The sequence below is a fragment of the Streptomyces gilvosporeus genome, from assembly GCF_002082195.1.
Classification (GTDB): Bacteria; Actinomycetota; Actinomycetes; order Streptomycetales; family Streptomycetaceae; genus Streptomyces; species Streptomyces gilvosporeus.
The window spans coordinates 1,889,403-1,906,497 of sequence record NZ_CP020569.1 but is presented as its reverse complement, the minus strand read 5'-3'; the positions used below and the strand labels follow the sequence as shown (position 1 = coordinate 1,906,497).

The following is a 17,095-nucleotide window of genomic DNA, read 5'->3' as shown; positions in this document are numbered from 1 at the left end:
CTTCGGGCGGGCCCGGTCCCGTCTTTGTGCGGGCACTGCCATGGACGATGAGCCGCCCCGGGGGCAGCTACAGCCGCAGCGGCAGCGCCGTCAGGCGCCAGTTGCCCGGGAGTTGGGCGCGTTCGAGGTCGTCGGGGCGGACGGCCAGGGAGACGCCGGGGTAGTGCGCGAGCAGCCTGCCCAGGGCGACCTCGGTCTCCTGGCGGGCGAGGGTGGCGCCCAGGCAGTAGTGCATGCCGTGGCCGAAGCCGACGTGGTTCTCGGCGTGGCCGGCCGGGTGGCGGGTGAGGTCCAGGCGGTCGGGGGCGTCGTAGTGACGAGGGTCGAAGTTGGCCGCCACCAGGGAGAGGAGAACGGAGTCGCCCTTGCGGACGGGGGTCCCGGCGAGGTCGAGGTCCTCGGCGGCGTAGCGCAGCTGGGTCATCTGGACCGGGCCGCACCAGCGCATCAGTTCGTGCACGGCGCGGGGGAGCAGCGCCGGGTCCGCCTTCAGCAGGGCCAGCTGGTCGGGGTGGGTGAGCAGGGCGGCGGTGCCGTTGGCTATGAGGTGGGCGGTGGTCTCGTGACCGGCCAGGACCAGGGTGAGGACCATGGTCACCATCTCGACGTCGCTGAGCCGGCCGCCGTCGTCGTCATGCGTCCGTATCAGCTCGCTGAGCAGGTCGTCGGTCAGTGAGGCGCGCCGCGTCCGGATCAGGTCGTGGATGTGCTCCACCATCGCCGGGAGCGATCTGGCCAGAGCGCCCGGCTCCAGCGAGACGAGGTCGGCGCCCCAGGCGCGCCACCGGGGGCGGTCCGCCTCCGGAATGCCGACCAGTTCGCAGATGACGGTGATGGGGAGGGGATAGGCGAAGTGCTCGATGAGGTCGACGGCGCCGTTCTCGGCGTGCTCCGGCAGCCCGGCCAGCAGGTCGTCGGCGATCCGTGCCACCCGCGGGCGCAGATCGGTGATCTTGCGTGCGGTGAAGGCGCGGGACACCAGGCGGCGCAGCCGGGTGTGGTCCGGGGCGTCGTTGTTGAGGATCGACCCGAGCAGATAGGGGCGGAACTCGTCGGGCAGTCCCATGGTCTCCATCAGCCGGCCCAGCGGACCGTCGTCCGCACCGCCCTGGGAGGCGGCCGGATTGTTCACGAAGCGCTGATCGCGTAAGACCTCGCGGACGTCGTCGAAGCGGGAGACGATCCACACGGGCGAATCGTCCATGAAGCGGCCGCGAACGACGGGGCCCTGTTCGCGCAGGGCGCCGTAGCCCTTGACGGGGTCGGCGAGCAGGGCCGGTTCCATCACGTTCGGCTCGCCGGGGTGCTTTCCGACGTGCACGGCGAGGGGGTTGGCAGATGAGGCAGGGGAGGCCCCCGTGTCGGGCGAGTCGGGGGCAGGGGATGTGGTGGGTGATACGGACATGAGTGGTGTCCTCCGGGTCGGGAGTCGGTGTCAGTCCCGCAGCTGCCGTCGCATTTCCGCCGAGCTGAGCTCTTCCAACTGCTCGTAGAGCGCGATGATCTCGGGGGCGACGGCGGCCACCGCGGGCGCGCGGTGGGCGTCCGGGGCGGCGGGGTCGTGGTCGTCCGGGGTCTCCAGTACGCCGCGGAGCGTATGGGCGAGGATGTCGATGCGGGCCGCCGGCGGGAGCGGGGGACCGGCCTGGAGCGTTTCGGCCATGAAGAAACCGGCGGTCACCGCCATCATGGCGTAGTGCTGGTGGGCGACCTCGATGTCGTCGCGCAGCAGGCCGTGTCCGCGCAGCACGTCGAGATGGCGGCGCAGGATGCGGTCGCCGTGCGCCATCAGCTCCGCGAGCTCCTGCTTGGCGGTGTCGTTGAGGCGGCCGAGGACGTCGGAGTCGTCGCTGTGCAGGGCGCGCAGCACCGGGTCGTCCAGATGGTCGAGATAGAGCCCGCACATCATCCGGCTCGGCAGGATCTCCAGCGGGTCGGCGCGCATCCGCTCCAACTGGCGGTGCAGACTGCCCGCCTTGGCGCGGAGCACGACGGCCAGGAGGAGGGCGTCCTTGGTCTTCCAGTGGAGGTAGACCGTGCCCTTGCCGACCCCGGCCCGGCGGGCGATCTCGTCGATGGTCACCCGTCGGTAGCCCCAGGCGAGCAGCAGCTCGCCGGCGGCCTCCAGGATGCGTTCGCCACGCTGTGTCTGCGCCACGACCTGCTTCTCTTTCCGTTCGGCTGCGGCTTCATGACCAGATGTCAGATCTGGTCATGTGGTCAAAGCTAGGGGAGCGGAACGGCCGCCGTCAGGGGGATTTCCGGCCACTCGCCGCGATGGACGCGCCCCGTATTCGCTCCCGCGCGCCGGGGGAATGCGCCCTTCGGCGAGCAGTCTTCGTTCGGTCAACTGACCTGCTGCGCAAGGGAGTTGAGTGGCAAAGGTCGTGGTGAAAGGCTCTGGACCGGCCCCGCCCGCTGCCCTAGCGTCGGACGCCGCCGCACGGATGTGTGGGCACCGGCAGCCACCCCCGCGTACCCGAGCGACCGCACCCCCCCCGCAAGGAACCGCCGCCCGACCCCGGGCTCGTTCAGGGAAGCCGAGGACGCGTCGTGACCACGATTCCGCAGCCGCCCGACATCCTCTCCCCGGAATTCGAAGCCGACCCCTACTCCGCGTACCGCATCCTGCGGGAGTACTATCCGCTGCTCCACGACCCGGCCACCGGAAGCTATCTGATCTCCCGCTACGAGGACGTCCAACGGGCCTTCCGCGAGCCGGTGTTCACCAATGACCACTACGAGTGGCAGATCGAGCCGGTGCACGGTGGCCGGACCCTGCTCCGAATGAGCGGCCACGAGCACGCCGTGCGCCGCGCCCTGGTGGCGCCCGCCTTCCGGGGGCGGGATCTGCGCGAGAAGTTCCTGCCGGTGATCGAGCGCAACGCCCGGGACCTGATAGACGACTTCCGAAATGCGGTGGAGACCGACCTCGTGGCCGCCTTCGCCACCCGCTTCCCGATCAACGTCATCGTGGACATGCTCGGCCTGGACCGCGCCGACCACGACCGCTTCCACGCCTGGTACAAGACGGTCGTCGACTTCTTCGGCAACCTCGGCCGGGACCCGGAGATCACCGCCGCCGGACTGCGGGTCAGCGGGGAGCTGAGCGCCTATCTCCACCCGATCATCCGGGCACGGCGCGCCGCACCCGGGGACGATCTGCTGTCCACCCTGTGCACCGCCGAGGTCGACGGCACCCGGATGAACGACCAGGACATCACCGCCTTCGTCAGCCTGCTGCTCTCGGCCGGCGGCGAGACCACGGACAAGGTCCTCGCCGGCATCTTCCGCAATCTGCTCGCCCACCCCGACCAGCTCGCCGCCGTACGGGCCGACCGCAGCCTCGTCGTCGCCGCCTTCGTCGAGACCCTGCGCTACACCCCGCCGGTCCAGATGATCATGCGGCAGCCCGCCGAGGACGTCACCCTCAGCGGCGGCACGGTGCCGGCCGGCGCCACCCTCATCTGCATGATCGGGGCCGCCAACCGCGACGAGCGGCGCTACGACCGCCCCGACACCTTCGATCTCTTCCGTACGGAGGTGTCGGCGGCCCGCGCCTTCAGCGCCGCCGCCGACCATGTGGCCTTCGGGCTCGGACGGCACTTCTGCGTGGGCGCGCTGCTGGCCAGGGCCGAGGTGGAGGTCGGCGTGAACCAGCTGCTGGACGCCTTCCCCGGCATCGCCTTCGCGGACGGTACGGCGCCCGCCGAGGCGGGGGTCTTCCTCCGGGGACCCAAGCGGCTGGCTGTGCGGCTGACGCCCCGCGGTGACCGTGGGTAGCGGTATCTGCGTCGGGCGGGCCGCCCCCGCGCGGAGCGCCGCGTTCCGGATCATCGCGCCGATACGCTGCGCCCCCGCCCGTCCGGTGTCAGACTTGAGGCACCGCACCGGCTGCCGGCGGCCGGTGCCCCCTGCCACCTAGGGGGAGAGTCATGACCTGGGCATCTTGGACCACCATCGGGATCTACGCACGGCCCGGTGTGGTGCGCACCGAAGAGGTCGGCGTGATCGATGGCGACCTCAGCGTGCACACGACCTGGACGGAGGGTCAGGCCCATGTGGCAGTGCAGTACACCGGCGCCACGGACTGGTTCACCATGGCCGGCAGCCCCGTCCCCTGTGAGTCGGAAGAGGCGAGCCGCAACTTCCACCAGGCGGTCGTCGAGGCGATGCGGGACGGCGAGGAGGCCCGGCCGTCCATGAGGGAGCTCTTCCGGCAGGAGTGAGCGCCTGCGACCGCCGGTCCCCCGCCTTCTCCTGACGCCCTGTCGTCCGAGCGCCGGGCGGCCACGGTGCCCCGTCGCGGCCGCCCGGCGGGCTTTTGCCGGACTACCGCTCCAGGCCGCTGTAGCCCCCCGTGTGGTCACTGCCCAGCGCGCCGTCGCTGCCCAGCGCGCCGTCACTGCCGAGGCCGCTGACGCCTGCACCGCCGCCGCCCCCGCCGTCGCCGCGGTAGCCCCCACTACCGCCGCCGTAGCCCCCGCCCCCGCCGCCACCCTCGCCGCCGCAGCCGTAGCCGCCGTTGCCGTGGCCGTCACCGCCCCCGCCGCAGTCGCCGCGCCCGTATCCGCCGGCCCCGCGGCCGTCGCCCCCGCCTCCGCCGTTGCCGCGGCCATCGCCACGGCCGTGCCCATCCCCGTTGTCGTTGTCCGAACAGTTGTCGCTGTAGGTCACCTTGCCGTTGAGGGACTCTTTGTAGATGCGGCAGTTGCGTTGCACACGGTGGTCGATGGTGGGCTGGTGGCCCGCGTGGGGGCGGTGGCCCTCCTGGTTGTGGTCGCTGTCGGCGAGGGCGGTCGTGGCGCCGCCGAGGACGGTGGAGGCGGCCAGCGCGCAGACGGCAAGTGTGCTGCGGAGACGCATATGTACTCCTTTAGAGGGTCGTATTGTCATACCGGCCCTTCCAGGGATCACCTCGCCGACCCGGCCCCAAACGCGATCTCGGCCGATCGTGTGAGAGCGTCGGCGCCGCCCGCTCGGGTGACGCCGACGGGCGTACGGACGGCCGTACGGAGCGCCTATTCCGCCTGCGGGGCGAGATGCCGGGTGAACCAGTCCTGCGCCAGATCGGCGACCGCGTCCAGCGCCCCCGGCTCCTCGAAGAGATGGGTGGCATGCGGGACGACCTCGAGCTGGTTCTCGCAGCGCAGCTCCTCCATGGCCTGCCGGTTGAGATCGAGGACCAGGGCGTCGGCACCGCCCACGATCAGCAGCGTGGGCGCCCGTACGTCGGCGAGATGCGGCCCGGCGAGGTCGGGGCGGCCGCCGCGGGAGACCACCGCGCCGATATCGATGTCGGCGGCCGCGGCGGCGCGCAGTGCGGCCGCGGCGCCGGTGCTCGCCCCGAAGTAGCCGATCGGGAGGGCCACCCGGCCGTGCAGCCAGCGGGTGGCGTCGGCCAGCCGCCCGGCCAACGTCTCGATGTCGAAGACATTCGCCCGATCGGCTTCCTCGGGCGGGGTGAGCAGGTCGAAGAGGAGGGTGCCCAGACCGGCCCGGTTCAGCACCCCGGCCACCATCCGGTTGCGGGGGCTGTGCCGGCTGCTGCCCGAGCCATGGGCGAACATCACCACCGCCTCGGCGCCTTCCGGCAGGGTGAGGTCACCGGCCAGCCGTACGCCGCACGCATCCACCTCCACCGCCTCGGTGATACCGGAGCCGTGGACCGGAGCCGACCGGTCGGACACCGGGCGGGCCGCCGCCTCGGTCAGCAGCGCGATGACCTCCTCGTCGGGGGTCTGGGAGAAGTCCTGGTACCACTCGCCGACCGCGGAGAACGACGCCGGGGTGGACAGGCACACCACCTCGTCGGCCTGGGTGCGCAGCCAGGCGGCCGCATCCGGTGGCGCGACCGGCACGGCCAGCACCACCCGGGCCGCGCCCTGCGCCCGTACGACCTCGCAGGCGGCCGCCGCAGTGGACCCGGTGGCGATCCCGTCGTCCACCAGGACGGCGGTGCGGCCCTTGAGGGACAGCCGCTGCCGGCCGGCGCGGAAGCGGCGCGCCTGGCGTACCAGCTCCGTCTCCTCGGCGCGCTCGACGGCCTGGAGGTCCGCCTGCCGGATCCGGCCGCGGCGGACGATGTCGTCGCTGATCACCCGTACGCCGCCCTCGCCGATGGCGCCGAAGCCCAGCTCACGGTGGTACGGGACGCCGAGCTTGCGGACCACGATCACGTCGAGGGGGGCGCCGAGGGCCAGGGCCACCTGGTAGGCGACCGGGACGCCGCCGCGGGGCAGGCCGAGCACGAGAGGGTCTTCCCCGGCGAGATGGCGGAGCGCTTCGGCAAGACGGTGCCCCGCGTCCGTGCGATCGGTGAACAGCACAGTCGTGCACCCCCTACCCAGGGGAGACAGAAGCCACGTCCACACCTCTTTCGAAACAACCCCATCCGAGGGGGTTTCGCAAGTCGGGCGCACGCACCGTTTCCACCCGTCGACCGCCCGTAGTACCCGGTCCGCGACGACGGCGGACGCCCGTCCGGAGCCGGGGAGACGACGGCTGTCGCCAGTCGCGGCCGAGGAGGTGCGGCGCGTACCGAGGCGAGGGAAGGTGACGCGTATGGAACGCAAGGGCCCGGGGCGCGTCCGGGGCGCCCTGATCGATATCGACGGGGTGCTCACCGTCTCCTGGAAGCCGCTGCCCGGCGCCGTGGCGGCCATGGCGCGGCTGCGCGCCGCCGGACTGCCGCTGGCGCTGGTCACCAACACCACCTCGCGCACCCGCGCTGCCATCGCCGCACGGCTGACCGAGGCCGGCTTCGGCATCGACGCCGACGACATCCTGACCGCACCCGCCGTCACCGCCGGATATCTGCGCGAGCACCACCCCGGCGCGCGCTGTCTGCTGCTCAACTCCGGTGAGGTGCGCGACGATCTGGCGGGTGTGACCTTCGTCGAGGACGGCGCGGACGAGGACCGCGCGGACGGGACGGGCGCGGACGGGACCGTGGACGTGGTCGTGTTCGGCGGCGCGGGGCCCGAATTCGGCTATGCGGCGCTCAATACGGCCTTCCGCCATCTCCAGGGCGGGGCGCGGCTGGTGGCCATGCACCGCAATCTGTACTGGCGTACGGCGCAGGGGCTCGACCTCGACACCGGGGCCTTCCTCCTGGGCCTGGAGCGGGCCGCCCGCACCGAGGCGGAGGTCACCGGCAAACCGGCCGGGACGTTCTTCGCCACCGCCCTGGCGCACCTCGGGGTGGCGCCGGAGGAGGCGGTGATGGTGGGCGACGACATCGAGTCGGATGTCCTGGCGGCCCAGCGCTGCGGGATCACCGGGGTGCTCGTCCGGACCGGAAAATATCTGCCCGAGGCGCATCGGGCGGCCGAGGGGACCCCCGATCACGTCATCGACTCCTTCGCCGATCTGCCGGAGCTGCTGGGGCTCCCGGGTGCTCCCGATGCGACGGCGGACGATACGACGGCGGACGGGCGGCCGCGCCCTCGGTGACCAGCGTCTCGATGGCCGATACCGACCACCGGCCGGCCGCCCCCGGGCACCCGGCCAGATACTCGGCCGCCCGCCGCGCGCTCCAGCCGTGTGCGGCGACGATGCCCGTCGCGATGTGGTGGAGGTAGGCGGCGGAGGGGGCGTTCAGCGGGATGTCGGAGCTGCTCCAGGGGGCCGTGAAGGTCAGTACGGGCCGGCCGTCCACCTCGCCGGTGTGCACCAGGGTCTCGTAGCGGCCGGGGCCCAGCCGCGCCCGTCCCCGCCGGAGCACCTCCGTCAGGTCGAGGTCCTCGCCGGGGGTGCGGTACATCTCCTGGGCGGCGATATCGGAGAACTGGCCGAGCGTCAGAAGGTGGGCGTAGGAGGGGAGTTGGGCGTCCACGTCCGGGTCGTAGAAGGCCCGGCCGCCGGTCCACGCCGGGGATTCGGTGGCGAAGTAGAGCAGTCCCGGCAGGATGACCGGCCGGGAGCGCGCGGGCGGACGGGGGTCCCGGCAGCCGGGATGGCTGCGTCGTCCGCCCTCGGGCCGGCCGCCCGCAAGATAGGCGGTGAGCCGGTCGAGATGCATGTTGGAGCCGTAGGCCGCGTACCAGACGCGGGGGTGCGCCTGCACGGTCAGGCCGCTTCCGCGGCGGACACGCGGTAGCGCGACACCTCGGAGGCGAGGATCTTCGCCGCATGGTCGGGATCCGGCCCCGCGCCGCGGAAGGCCGTCAGCTGCGCGTCCGAGGCCCACCGCTCATAGACATTGATACGGCCCGGCTCCAGCAGATCCGCGGAGAGTGCGAAATCCAGGCAGCCGTCCGCGGCCCGCGCCTGTTCGACGACCTCCCGGCACCCGGACAGAAACTCCGCACGCCGGCTCGGTGCGACCTGAAGCCAACCGGACACGATGATCACGTCGAATTCCCCTCATTGCTCGCATTTTTCTCATAGGTGGAACCATTCTCCGCCAACTCCGCCCACTCCGCGGTTTTGCGGGGTGCGGTGTGGAGAGACGGGCGTTGCGGGGCGGTGCGGCGACGGACGGAGACAGCGTCATGGACAGGGTGGACAGGGCGAACCAGGCGGCGGCGAGGGCGGAACAGGGGAGGGAGGGGAGGGTGAGCCGTCGCGGGGTCCTGGCGGCCGGGGCCGCGGCGGGCGTCGGGCTCCTCGCGGGGTGCGGAGAATCGGCCGCACGGTCCGATGACGCGGCGAACGGCGCGCCGCCGCCCGCGAGGTCACCCGAGCCGGGCAGGCTGGCCACGTCGCACCGCTCGACCCCGCCCTCGTCCGTATCCCCCTCTCCCTCCCCTTCCTCCCCGGCCACCCGGCCGCCCCGTCGCCGACCCGAACTACCGCGTGGTGGACGGGAGTTGTTCCCCCGGCACCGGCTCATAGGATTCTGCGGCCTGCCCGGCGCGGCGGCGCTCGGACGACTGGGGATCGGCGATCCCCGCGCCCGCGCCGCCGAGATCGAGAAGGTGGCGCACACCTACGCCGCGGGGCGCGAACCCCTGCCCGTACTGGAACTGCTGGCGGTGGTCGCCAACGCCACCGCGGGCCCCGACGGCCGCTACCGCTCGCGCACCCCGGCCGCCACGATCCGCCGCTTTCATCAACTCGCCCGGTCCCGCCGCGCCCTGCTCCTGCTGAACATCCAGCCGGGCCGGGCGGCATCCCTCGACGAGGTGAAGGCGCTGCGCGGATGGCTGGTCCATCCCGATGTCGGGATCGCGCTCGATCCCGAATGGGAGATGGGGCCGGGGGAGATACCCGGCAGGACGTTCGGGCACACCAGTGGGCAGGAACTGACCGCCGTCGCCCGCTGGCTCTCCCGGCTGGTCGAGCGCCACGACCTGCCGACGAAACCGCTGGTCTTCCATCAGGTCGCCCCCTCCGTGCTGCGCGACGAGGCGGCACTGCGGCCGCAGCCGGGCGTGGCGCTGATCAAAAGCGTCGACGGGATCGGCTCACCGGGCCTGAAGCGGGCCACCTGGCGCAGGCTCGTGTCACGGCTGCCGGACGGCGTGCACAGCGGCTTCAAGCTGTTCTACGAGGAGGACGCCGAGGGCGGTCGGCTGATGACCCCGAAGGAGGTCCTGGCGCTCACCCCGCGGCCGGAGTATGTGATGTACGAGTGAGCCGTGGTGCGGTCCACAGAGAGGGGCCGCGGCGGGCCGGCGCGCGGCGGTGGCGCCGCGGGGGCACGATGAGCGTATGTTGCTGGCCGATCTCGCCCAGGTCTCCGCGGAGGTCGCCGCGACCACGGCGCGCAACCGGAAGATCGCGCTGCTGGCCGGGCTGTTCCGGGCCGCCGAACCGCCGGACGTGCCGGTCGTCATCCCGTATCTGGCCGGCCGGCTGCCGCAGGGCCGGATCGGCGTCGGCTGGAGCGTGCTGCGCGAGCCGGTGCCGCCGGCGGAGCGGGCCACGCTCACCGTGCGCGAGGTGGACGCCGCGCTGACCGGCCTGGCCCGGGTCGCCGGCGCCGGGGCGCAGGGCGAGCGCCGGCGGCGGGTGCGGGAGCTGCTGGCCGCGGCCACCGGGCAGGAGCAGCGGTTCCTGTTCGGGCTGCTGACCGGGGAGGTGCGCCAGGGGGCGCTGGACGCCCTGGCCGTCGAAGGGCTCGCGGCGGCGACACAGGTGCCCGCGGCGGACGTACGGCGGGCCGTGATGCTGGCCGGATCGCTGCCGGACGTCGCGCGGGCGCTGCTGGCCGAGGGGCCGTCGGCGCTGGCCGGATTCCGGCTCACGGTCGGACGGCCCGTCGGACCGATGCTCGCGCACAGCGCCGCCTCGGTGGCCGAGGCCATCGACCGGCTCGGCCCCTGCGCCGTCGAGCAGAAACTGGACGGCATCCGGGTACAGGTCCACCGCGACGGCGACGACGTACGGATCTACACCCGCACCCTGGACGAGGTCACCGCCCGCCTCCCCGAAGTCGGCGCCCTCGCCCGTACGCTGCCCGCCGCGCGCTTCATCCTGGACGGCGAGGTGATCGCCCTGGACGACGACGGGCGGCCGGTGCCCTTCCAGCGGGTCGCCGGACGCTTCGGCTCCCGGGTCGACGTCACCGCCGCGCAGGCCGCGCTGCCGCTCTCGCCCGTCTTCTTCGATCTGCTCGCGCTCGACGACCGCGACCTGCTGGAACTGCCGGGCGCCGAGCGGTGTGCACAGCTGGCGCGGCTGGCCCCGGCGGACGCACGGGTGCGCCGCCAGGTGGTGGCCGACCCGGAGGACGACGGGGCCCGCGCCGCCGCCGAGGACTTCTGGAGGCGCACCCTGCGCGACGGTCACGAGGGCGTGGTCGTCAAGGCCCTGGACGCCCCGTACAGCGCGGGCCGCCGCGGCGCCTCCTGGCTCAAGGTGAAGCCGGTGCACACCCTCGACCTGGTGGTCCTCGCGGCGGAATGGGGCCACGGCCGCCGCACCGGCAGGCTCTCCAACCTCCACCTCGGCGCCCGCGGCGCGGACGGCGGCTTCGTCATGCTCGGCAAGACGTTCAAGGGCCTGACCGACGCCACCCTCGCCTGGCAGACCGAGCGGCTCCAGGAACTGGCGGTGGCACGCAGCGGCGCCGTGGTGACCGTACGGCCGGAGCTGGTCGTCGAGGTCGCCTACGACGGACTCCAGACGTCCACGCGCTATCCGGCGGGCGTCACCCTGCGCTTCGCCCGGGTGCTGCGCTACCGGGAGGACAAGACGGCGGCGGAGGCGGACACCCTGGAGACGGTGCTGGCGCAGGGGCGGCGGCCGTGACGGCCAAGCGGAGCGCCGGGCTGCTGCTGTACCGCAGCGGCCCGCGCGGCCTCGAAGTGCTGCTGGCGCATATGGGCGGGCCGCTGTGGGCCCGTTGGGACGCGGGGGCCTGGTCGGTGCCCAAGGGCGAGTACGCACCGCCGGAGGAGGCACGGGACGCGGCCCGGCGGGAGTTCGGGGAGGAACTGGGGCTGGAGCCGCCGGGCGGGCCCTGGCTTCCGCTGGGCGACGTCCGCCAGGCGGGCGGCAAGGTCGTGACCGTCTGGGCCGTCGAGGGCGACCTCGATCCGCGGCGCGTGGTGCCCGGCACCTTCGCGATGGAATGGCCCAGGGGCTCGGGAAAGATCCGCCGCTTCCCGGAGATCGACCGGGTGGCGTGGTGGACCCCGCAGGAGGCGGCGGAGCGGCTGGTGAAGGGGCAGCGGGCGTTCCTGGAGCGGCTGGCCGAACGGCTCGGCACGAGCGCCGGGTGAACCGGACGGCACGGTGGCGACGCCGCCCCCACACGCCACCCTTTGGGCACGGCTCGTGCTGGACACCCCCCGACCGGCCCGGGCAATCTGTGGGCGGGGAATGACGGGGGGCTCTGGGAACGGGGTCGTGAGCATGCTGCGGGGGCCGCATGTTGCGCATTCATTTCGGTGACCGGGACATTGCACGCGTACAGATCGCGTCCGGACCGGATCCGCTGTGGGAAACGGTGCTGGCGCTGCATCATCTGACGGCGCCGGGCGGCGGCGTTCCGGTGTTCGCCGCCTGGCGGGCCCGCGCCCTGGGCGAGCTGGCCGAGCGCCGACTGACCCGCCCCGCCCGGCTGATCAACGCGCTGGCTCCGGGCGCCGGCTACTTCCCGGACTTCCTGACGCCTGATGCCGCACGCGACGGCCTGGCGGCGGGGCTGCGGGCCCTGCGCGAGACGCCCGGGACCCGGCTGACCGCGGAGCTGCGCCGGGCCGGGAGCGCGGCCCGGCTGCCGCGCTGGACCGAAGCGGTGGCCAAGGGAAGCCGGCAGCCCCTGGACGAACTGGCCGCCGCCTTCCGGGAGGTGCACCGCGCGGTGATCGCCCCCGGCTGGACGCAGGCGGCCGCCACCGCCGACCGCGACCGGGCGGCCCGCACCCGCGCCCTGTGCCGCGGCGGCGTCGACGGCATGCTCAACTCCTTCCGCCCGCACCTTCGGTGGGAGCCGCCGGTGCTGTACGTCGACTACCCCTGCGACCGCGATCTGCGGCTGCACGGACGCGGACTGCGGCTGATCCCCTCCCACTTCTGCTGGCGCCGCCCGATAGCGCTCGCCGACCCGGAGCTGCCGCCCGTCCTGGTCTACCCCGTGGAGCACACCGCCGACTGGGCGCCCGCCACCACCCGTGCCTGCCATCCGCAGGCCCTGTCCGCGCTGCTCGGCCGCACCCGCGCCCGGGTGCTCGCCGCCCTCGACGCGCCGGCCACCACGGGCGAACTGGCCCGCCGGCTGAGGGTTTCCGCACCCTCGGCCAGCGAGCACGTCAGCGCCCTGCGCGAGGCCGGTCTGGCCCACAGCCGCCGCGACGGCTGCTGCGTCGTCCATGCCCTCACACCGCTGGGCGCGGCGCTGCTGCACGGCGAACTGGCGCCCGTGACAGCGTCGTGACCCCGCCGCTCAGGGCAGGACCTGGATCTTGCGGCCCTGCCCGGCCCGGAAGCGGTCCAGCGCCGCCCCGTACTCGGTCAGCGGCAGCCGGTCGCTGATGAACACCTGCGGATCCACCACACCCGTCGCGAACAGCTCGGCGGCGCGTTCGAAGCTGTGCAGGACGGCCATCGAGCCGGTGATGGTGATCTCCTGGTTGTAGATCCGGTACGGCTCGATGACGGCGCTGGCGGCGTAGTCGGCGACCCCGAACTGGAGGAACGTGCCGCCCTTGCCGACCCGGCCCAGCGCGTCCTGGATGGCGTGCTGGTTGCCGGTGGCGTCGATGACCACGTCCCAGCCGCGGGGGCGGTCGATCTCGTCGGCGGAGGCGGCCGCGGTGCTGCACCCCAGGGCCGCGGCGGTGGCCAGCCGGTCCGGATTGATGTCGACCACGTCCACGCCCGCCGCCCCGGTGCGCTTGGCGAGTTCGAGCATCATCAGGCCCATCGTCCCCGAGCCGTAGATCAGGACGTGGGTGCCCAACTGCTGGGAGCGCAGGATGTCGTAGCCGCGTACGGCACAGGAGAGCGGTTCGATCAGGGCCGCGTCCTCGGTGCGGATGTGATCGGGCAGCTTGATGCAGTTGGCGACGGGGGCCACCGCGAACTCGGCGGCGCCGCCCGCGGTGGTCACCCCGATCGCCGCCCAGCGCTCACAGAGGTTGTTGCGGCCGGTGCGGCAGTAGTGGCACTCGTAGCAGTACAGGGACGGGTCGACGGCCACCCGGTCGCCCTCGGACAGTTCGGTGACCGCACTGCCGGTGGCGACGACCGTACCGGCGAACTCATGGCCCGGGACGACCGGCAGGGTGGGCGCGAACTCGCCCTGGAGGATGTGCAGATCGGTGCCGCACAGCCCGCAGGAGGCGACCGCGACCACCACCTCGCGGGGGCCGGGGGAGGGATCGGCGACGGTGGCGACCTCGACCTTCCCGGGGGCGCTGATCACTGCGGCTTTCATTTCACGGCTCCGAGGGAGAGGCCCTGGACGAGCTTGTCCTGGGCGGCGAACCCGGCGATGAGCACCGGGAGGGAGATGACGGTGGCGGCGGCGCACACCTTGGCCAGGAACAGGCCCTGGCTGGTGACGAAGCCGGTCAGGAACACCGGTGCGGTACCGGCCACGACCCCGGTCAGGACCCGGGCGAACAGCAGCTCGTTCCAGCTGAAGATGAAGGAGATCAGGGCGGTCGCCGCGATGCCCGGCATGGCGATCGGCGCGACGATCTGCGTCAGGGTGGTGTGCAGCCCCGCCCCGTCGATCGAGGCGGCCTCCATGATCTCGCCCGGGACCTCGGAGAGGAACGAGCGCATCATCCACACCGCGATCGGCAGGTTCATCGAGGTGTAGAGGATGACCAGCAGCCAGATGCTGTCCAGCATCCCGCTGTTCTGCGCGACGAGATAGACCGGCAGCAGCCCGGCCACCAGCGGCAGCATCTTCGTGGAGAGGAAGAAGAACATCACATCGCTCCACTTGCGCACCGGCTTGATCGACAGCGCGTACGCCGCCGGGACGGCCAGCGCCAGCACCAGCAGCGTGGAGACGACCGAGGCGGTGAGCGAGTTGATCAGCGGGGGCCAGGGGCTGACGCCGGTGCCCGCGCCGAAGAATTCGCGGTAGCCGTGCAGGCTGAGCCCGGCGACGATGCTCGGCGGGTTGGTCGCCGCGTCCGTCTCGCTGTGGAAGGACGTCAGCACCATCCATGCGACCGGCAGGAAGAAGGCGATCCCGCACAGCCAGGCCGCCAGGCCCAGCAGGCTTCCGGTCCGCCGCCGGATCAGGGGTGCGCTGTTCATCGGGTGACCTCCTCGCGCAGCAGGGACGAGACGGTGCGCAGCGCGAAGGTGGCCACGACCAGCGAACACAGCACCACGACGACGCCCTGTGCGGACGCCCGTCCGTAGTCGTGGGCCTGGTAGAAGGTCTGGTAGATGGTGTACGGCAGGTTGGCGGTGCCGAGCCCGCCGGAGGTGAGGGTGAAGACCGCGTCGAAGTTCTGGACGACGTAGATGGTCCCGAGCAGCGCGGCCAGCTCCAGATAGCGCCGCAGATGCGGCAGCGTCAGATAGCGGAAGATGTCGAACGCCGAGGCGCCGTCCATCCGCGCCGCCTCGATCGCATCCGCCGCCCGGCTCTGCAGCCCGGCCAGCAGGATCAGCATCATGAACGGCGTCCACTGCCAGATCAGCGACACCTCCACCGCGGCCAGCGGCGAGTTGGTCATCCAGTCCGGCTGCGGCGGATCATGGCTGCCGAACAGCCCCCATATCCAGGTCAGCGCGCCGTTGAGCAGCCCGTACGAGGCGTTGTAGAGGGCGTGCTTCCACAGCAGGGCGGACGCCACCGGCACCACCAGGAACGGGGTGATGAGCAGGGTGCGCACGATGCCGCGGCCGCGGAAGCCGCGGTCCAGCAGCAGCGCCAGACCCAGCCCCAGCAGCAGGCTGACCAGCACCACGGTGACGGTCAGCAGCACCGTCGTGACCACCGACGACCGCATCGCGGAGTCCGCGAAGACCGCCACGTAGTTGTCGAAGGCGGCGAAGCCGCGGGTGGTGGGGGCCAGCGCGTTCCAGTGGATGAAGGAGATCACCACGGTTGCCACGAACGGCAGTTGGGTCACGATGACCAGGAAGACCAGCGCGGGCAGCAGGGGCGCACGCCGCGCCCAGTCCCGGGCCCGCTGTGCGCGCCGGGCGCGGGCCGCCTGTCGTGCCGGTGCCGCGACGGACTGCCGGCCGCCCGGACCACGCCGGGTCGCTTCAGTGGCGGTGGGCATCGGCCACCTCCTGCGCCAGCTGCTGGCTCTTCTTGAGGGCGTCGGTCACGCTCTCCTTGCCGGCGATGGCCGAGCTGATCTCGTTGGAGACCTTGGTTCCCAGGTCGGCGAACTCGGGGATGTCGACGAACTGGATCCCGGGGGCCGGGCGCGGCTGTACGCCGGGGTCATTGGGGCGCGCCGAGCTGATCGCCTGCTGGGTCGCGCGGGCGAAGGCCCCGGACTCCTTCAGGTACTGCGGGTTGCGGTAGAGGGAGGCCCGCTTGCCGCCGGGCACCCTCGACCAGCCCAGTTCCCGGCCCACCAACTGCTCGTACTTCGCGCCGGAGGCCCAGCGGATGAACTTCCAGGCCGCGTCCTGGTGTTGACTGGCCTTCTCCACGCCCCACGCCCAGGTGTACAGCCAGCCCGAGCTGTCGGTCTTGACGACCGGCGCCGGGGCGTAGCCGACCTTGCCGGCGACCTTCGAATCGGCGCTCTCCAGCGAGCCGGCGCCGGCGGTCGCGTCGTACCACATGGCGACCTTGCCCTGCTGCATGTCGTTGAGGCACTCGGCGTAGCCGGCCTGCGGGGCGCCCGCCTCGCCGTGCTTGCGGACCAGATCGACGTAGAACTGGGTGGCCTTGGTGAATTCCGGGCTGTCCAGCTTCGCCTTCCAATCCTTGTCGAACCAGGTCCCGCCGAAGGTGTTGACGACGGTGGTCAGCGGGGCCATCAGCTGGCCCCAGCCGACCTGGCCGCGCAGACAGATGCCCTTCAGCCCCTTTTGGGAGCCGTCCAACTTGGCTGCCATGTCGGCGACCTGCTGCCACGTCGGATGCGCGGGCATGGTCAGCCCGGCGGCCTTGAGGAGGTCCTTGCGGTACATCAGGAACGACGATTCGCCGTAGAACGGCTCCGCGTAGACCTTGTCGTCGGCGGCGGTGAGTGAGGTGCGGACCGGGGCGAGAATGTCGCTCTGGTCGAACTCCGGGTCCTTGTCGGCCCGTTCGCCGAGTGGGGCGAGCCAGCCGTTGCGGGCGTAGATGGGCGTTTCGTAATTGCTGAGACTGGCCACGTCGTACTGCCCGGCCTGGCTGGAGAAGTCCTGGCTCATCTTGTCGCGCAGATCGTCCTCCGGCAGCACGGTGAAGTTCACCTTGATGCCGGTCTCTTTGGTGAAGTACTTGGCGGTGAGCTTCTGGAGGTCCACCATCTGCGGGTTGTTCACCATCAGTACATTGATGGCCTGGGCGTCGCCCTTGCCCACCTGACCGGCTCCGGCGCAGGCGGTGGCGGACAGCGATATGACCAGGGCGGCCGACGTCAGTGCTATGGCGCGACCGGTGCGGCCTCGCCCGGGGAAGGGTGCGTTCACGGCTCTTACCTCTCATTTCGGGTGTACGGGATCACGCCGTGGGCACGGCGGGGGACCGCACGGCGGCGCAGGCTGCGACCGTGGC

The 17,095-nt window shown here is 72.3% G+C and carries 17 protein-coding genes; 7 read left to right on the top strand and 10 right to left on the bottom strand.

The window, feature by feature from the left end:
- Positions 1-67: 67 nt before the first annotated feature.
- Both B1H19_RS08355 and B1H19_RS08350 read right to left on the bottom strand, forming a co-directional pair.
- Entirely contained in the window at positions 68-1,321 is a 1,254-nt protein-coding gene (locus B1H19_RS08355; RefSeq protein ID WP_272482226.1) for a cytochrome P450 family protein, read from the bottom strand.
- Between the two features lie 114 nt (positions 1,322-1,435).
- On the bottom strand, positions 1,436-2,158 hold the full coding sequence (locus tag B1H19_RS08350) for a TetR/AcrR family transcriptional regulator (RefSeq protein ID WP_083103985.1): 723 nt from the start codon (positions 2,156-2,158) through the stop codon (positions 1,436-1,438).
- 395 nt (positions 2,159-2,553) lie between these two features.
- On the opposite strand from B1H19_RS08350, the gene B1H19_RS08345 reads away from it, so the two are divergent.
- Both B1H19_RS08345 and B1H19_RS08340 read left to right on the top strand, forming a co-directional pair.
- Complete coding sequence (locus B1H19_RS08345; protein ID WP_083103984.1) at positions 2,554-3,783, top strand: cytochrome P450; 1,230 nt, start codon at positions 2,554-2,556, stop codon at positions 3,781-3,783.
- 152 nt (positions 3,784-3,935) lie between these two features.
- Positions 3,936-4,229 carry a hypothetical protein gene (locus tag B1H19_RS08340; protein WP_083103983.1) on the top strand — a complete coding sequence of 98 codons (294 nt, stop codon included), beginning with the start codon at positions 3,936-3,938 and terminating at the stop codon, positions 4,227-4,229.
- A gap of 103 nt (positions 4,230-4,332) precedes the next feature.
- Here B1H19_RS08340 and B1H19_RS39050 read toward each other — a convergent pair whose 3' ends face one another.
- Complete coding sequence (locus tag B1H19_RS39050) at positions 4,333-4,866, bottom strand: hypothetical protein (protein WP_162500696.1); 534 nt, start codon at positions 4,864-4,866, stop codon at positions 4,333-4,335.
- A 155-nt stretch (positions 4,867-5,021) separates the two neighbouring features.
- Positions 5,022-6,329, bottom strand: coding sequence for a phosphoribosyltransferase (locus tag B1H19_RS08335; RefSeq protein ID WP_083103982.1), 1,308 nt, complete (start codon positions 6,327-6,329; stop codon positions 5,022-5,024).
- On the opposite strand from B1H19_RS08335, the gene B1H19_RS08330 reads away from it, so the two are divergent.
- On the top strand, positions 6,310-7,455 hold the full coding sequence (locus B1H19_RS08330; protein ID WP_335755931.1) for an HAD-IIA family hydrolase: 1,146 nt from the start codon (positions 6,310-6,312) through the stop codon (positions 7,453-7,455). The two genes, B1H19_RS08335 and B1H19_RS08330, sit on opposite strands and share 20 nt — an antisense overlap.
- On the opposite strand, the gene B1H19_RS08325 is transcribed toward B1H19_RS08330, so the two are convergent.
- Together B1H19_RS08325 and B1H19_RS08320 are read right to left on the bottom strand one after the other, a co-directional pair.
- On the bottom strand, positions 7,352-8,023 hold the full coding sequence (locus tag B1H19_RS08325; RefSeq protein WP_083109492.1) for a histone deacetylase: 672 nt from the start codon (positions 8,021-8,023) through the stop codon (positions 7,352-7,354). The genes B1H19_RS08330 and B1H19_RS08325 overlap by 104 nt on opposite strands.
- A gap of 47 nt (positions 8,024-8,070) precedes the next feature.
- Complete coding sequence (locus B1H19_RS08320; RefSeq protein WP_083103980.1) at positions 8,071-8,355, bottom strand: putative quinol monooxygenase; 285 nt, start codon at positions 8,353-8,355, stop codon at positions 8,071-8,073.
- A 203-nt stretch (positions 8,356-8,558) separates the two neighbouring features.
- On the opposite strand from B1H19_RS08320, the gene B1H19_RS08315 reads away from it, so the two are divergent.
- The 4 genes from B1H19_RS08315 to B1H19_RS08300 all read left to right on the top strand — a co-directional run bounded on the left by B1H19_RS08315 (position 8,559) and on the right by B1H19_RS08300 (position 12,829).
- Positions 8,559-9,581: a hypothetical protein gene (locus tag B1H19_RS08315; RefSeq protein ID WP_237289214.1), complete on the top strand. Its 1,023-nt coding sequence runs from the start codon at positions 8,559-8,561 to the stop codon at positions 9,579-9,581.
- Between the two features lie 76 nt (positions 9,582-9,657).
- Positions 9,658-11,199 (top strand): ATP-dependent DNA ligase, encoded by a 1,542-nt coding sequence (locus tag B1H19_RS08310; RefSeq protein WP_083103978.1) that lies wholly within the window; start codon positions 9,658-9,660, stop codon positions 11,197-11,199.
- Entirely contained in the window at positions 11,196-11,672 is a 477-nt protein-coding gene (locus B1H19_RS08305; protein WP_083103977.1) for an NUDIX hydrolase, read from the top strand. Before B1H19_RS08310 ends, B1H19_RS08305 begins: the two co-directional genes overlap by 4 nt.
- A 149-nt stretch (positions 11,673-11,821) precedes the next feature.
- Positions 11,822-12,829: a winged helix-turn-helix domain-containing protein gene (locus B1H19_RS08300; RefSeq protein WP_083103976.1), complete on the top strand. Its 1,008-nt coding sequence runs from the start codon at positions 11,822-11,824 to the stop codon at positions 12,827-12,829.
- A gap of 9 nt (positions 12,830-12,838) precedes the next feature.
- On the opposite strand, the gene B1H19_RS08295 is transcribed toward B1H19_RS08300, so the two are convergent.
- The 4 genes from B1H19_RS08295 to B1H19_RS08280 are packed head-to-tail and all read right to left on the bottom strand — an operon-like array spanning position 12,839 to position 17,010.
- A complete protein-coding gene (locus B1H19_RS08295) occupies positions 12,839-13,831 on the bottom strand; it encodes a zinc-dependent alcohol dehydrogenase family protein (protein WP_083103975.1) in 993 nt (330 codons plus the stop codon).
- On the bottom strand, positions 13,828-14,670 hold the full coding sequence (locus B1H19_RS08290; protein ID WP_083103974.1) for a carbohydrate ABC transporter permease: 843 nt from the start codon (positions 14,668-14,670) through the stop codon (positions 13,828-13,830). Before B1H19_RS08290 ends, B1H19_RS08295 begins: the two co-directional genes overlap by 4 nt.
- A complete protein-coding gene (locus tag B1H19_RS08285) occupies positions 14,667-15,653 on the bottom strand; it encodes a carbohydrate ABC transporter permease (protein ID WP_083103973.1) in 987 nt (328 codons plus the stop codon). The genes B1H19_RS08290 and B1H19_RS08285 overlap by 4 nt, the downstream gene beginning before the upstream one ends.
- Positions 15,637-17,010, bottom strand: a complete 1,374-nt coding sequence (locus tag B1H19_RS08280) for an ABC transporter substrate-binding protein (RefSeq protein WP_083103972.1) — start codon at positions 17,008-17,010, stop codon at positions 15,637-15,639. The genes B1H19_RS08285 and B1H19_RS08280 overlap by 17 nt, the downstream gene beginning before the upstream one ends.
- Positions 17,011-17,095: the final 85 nt, after the last annotated feature.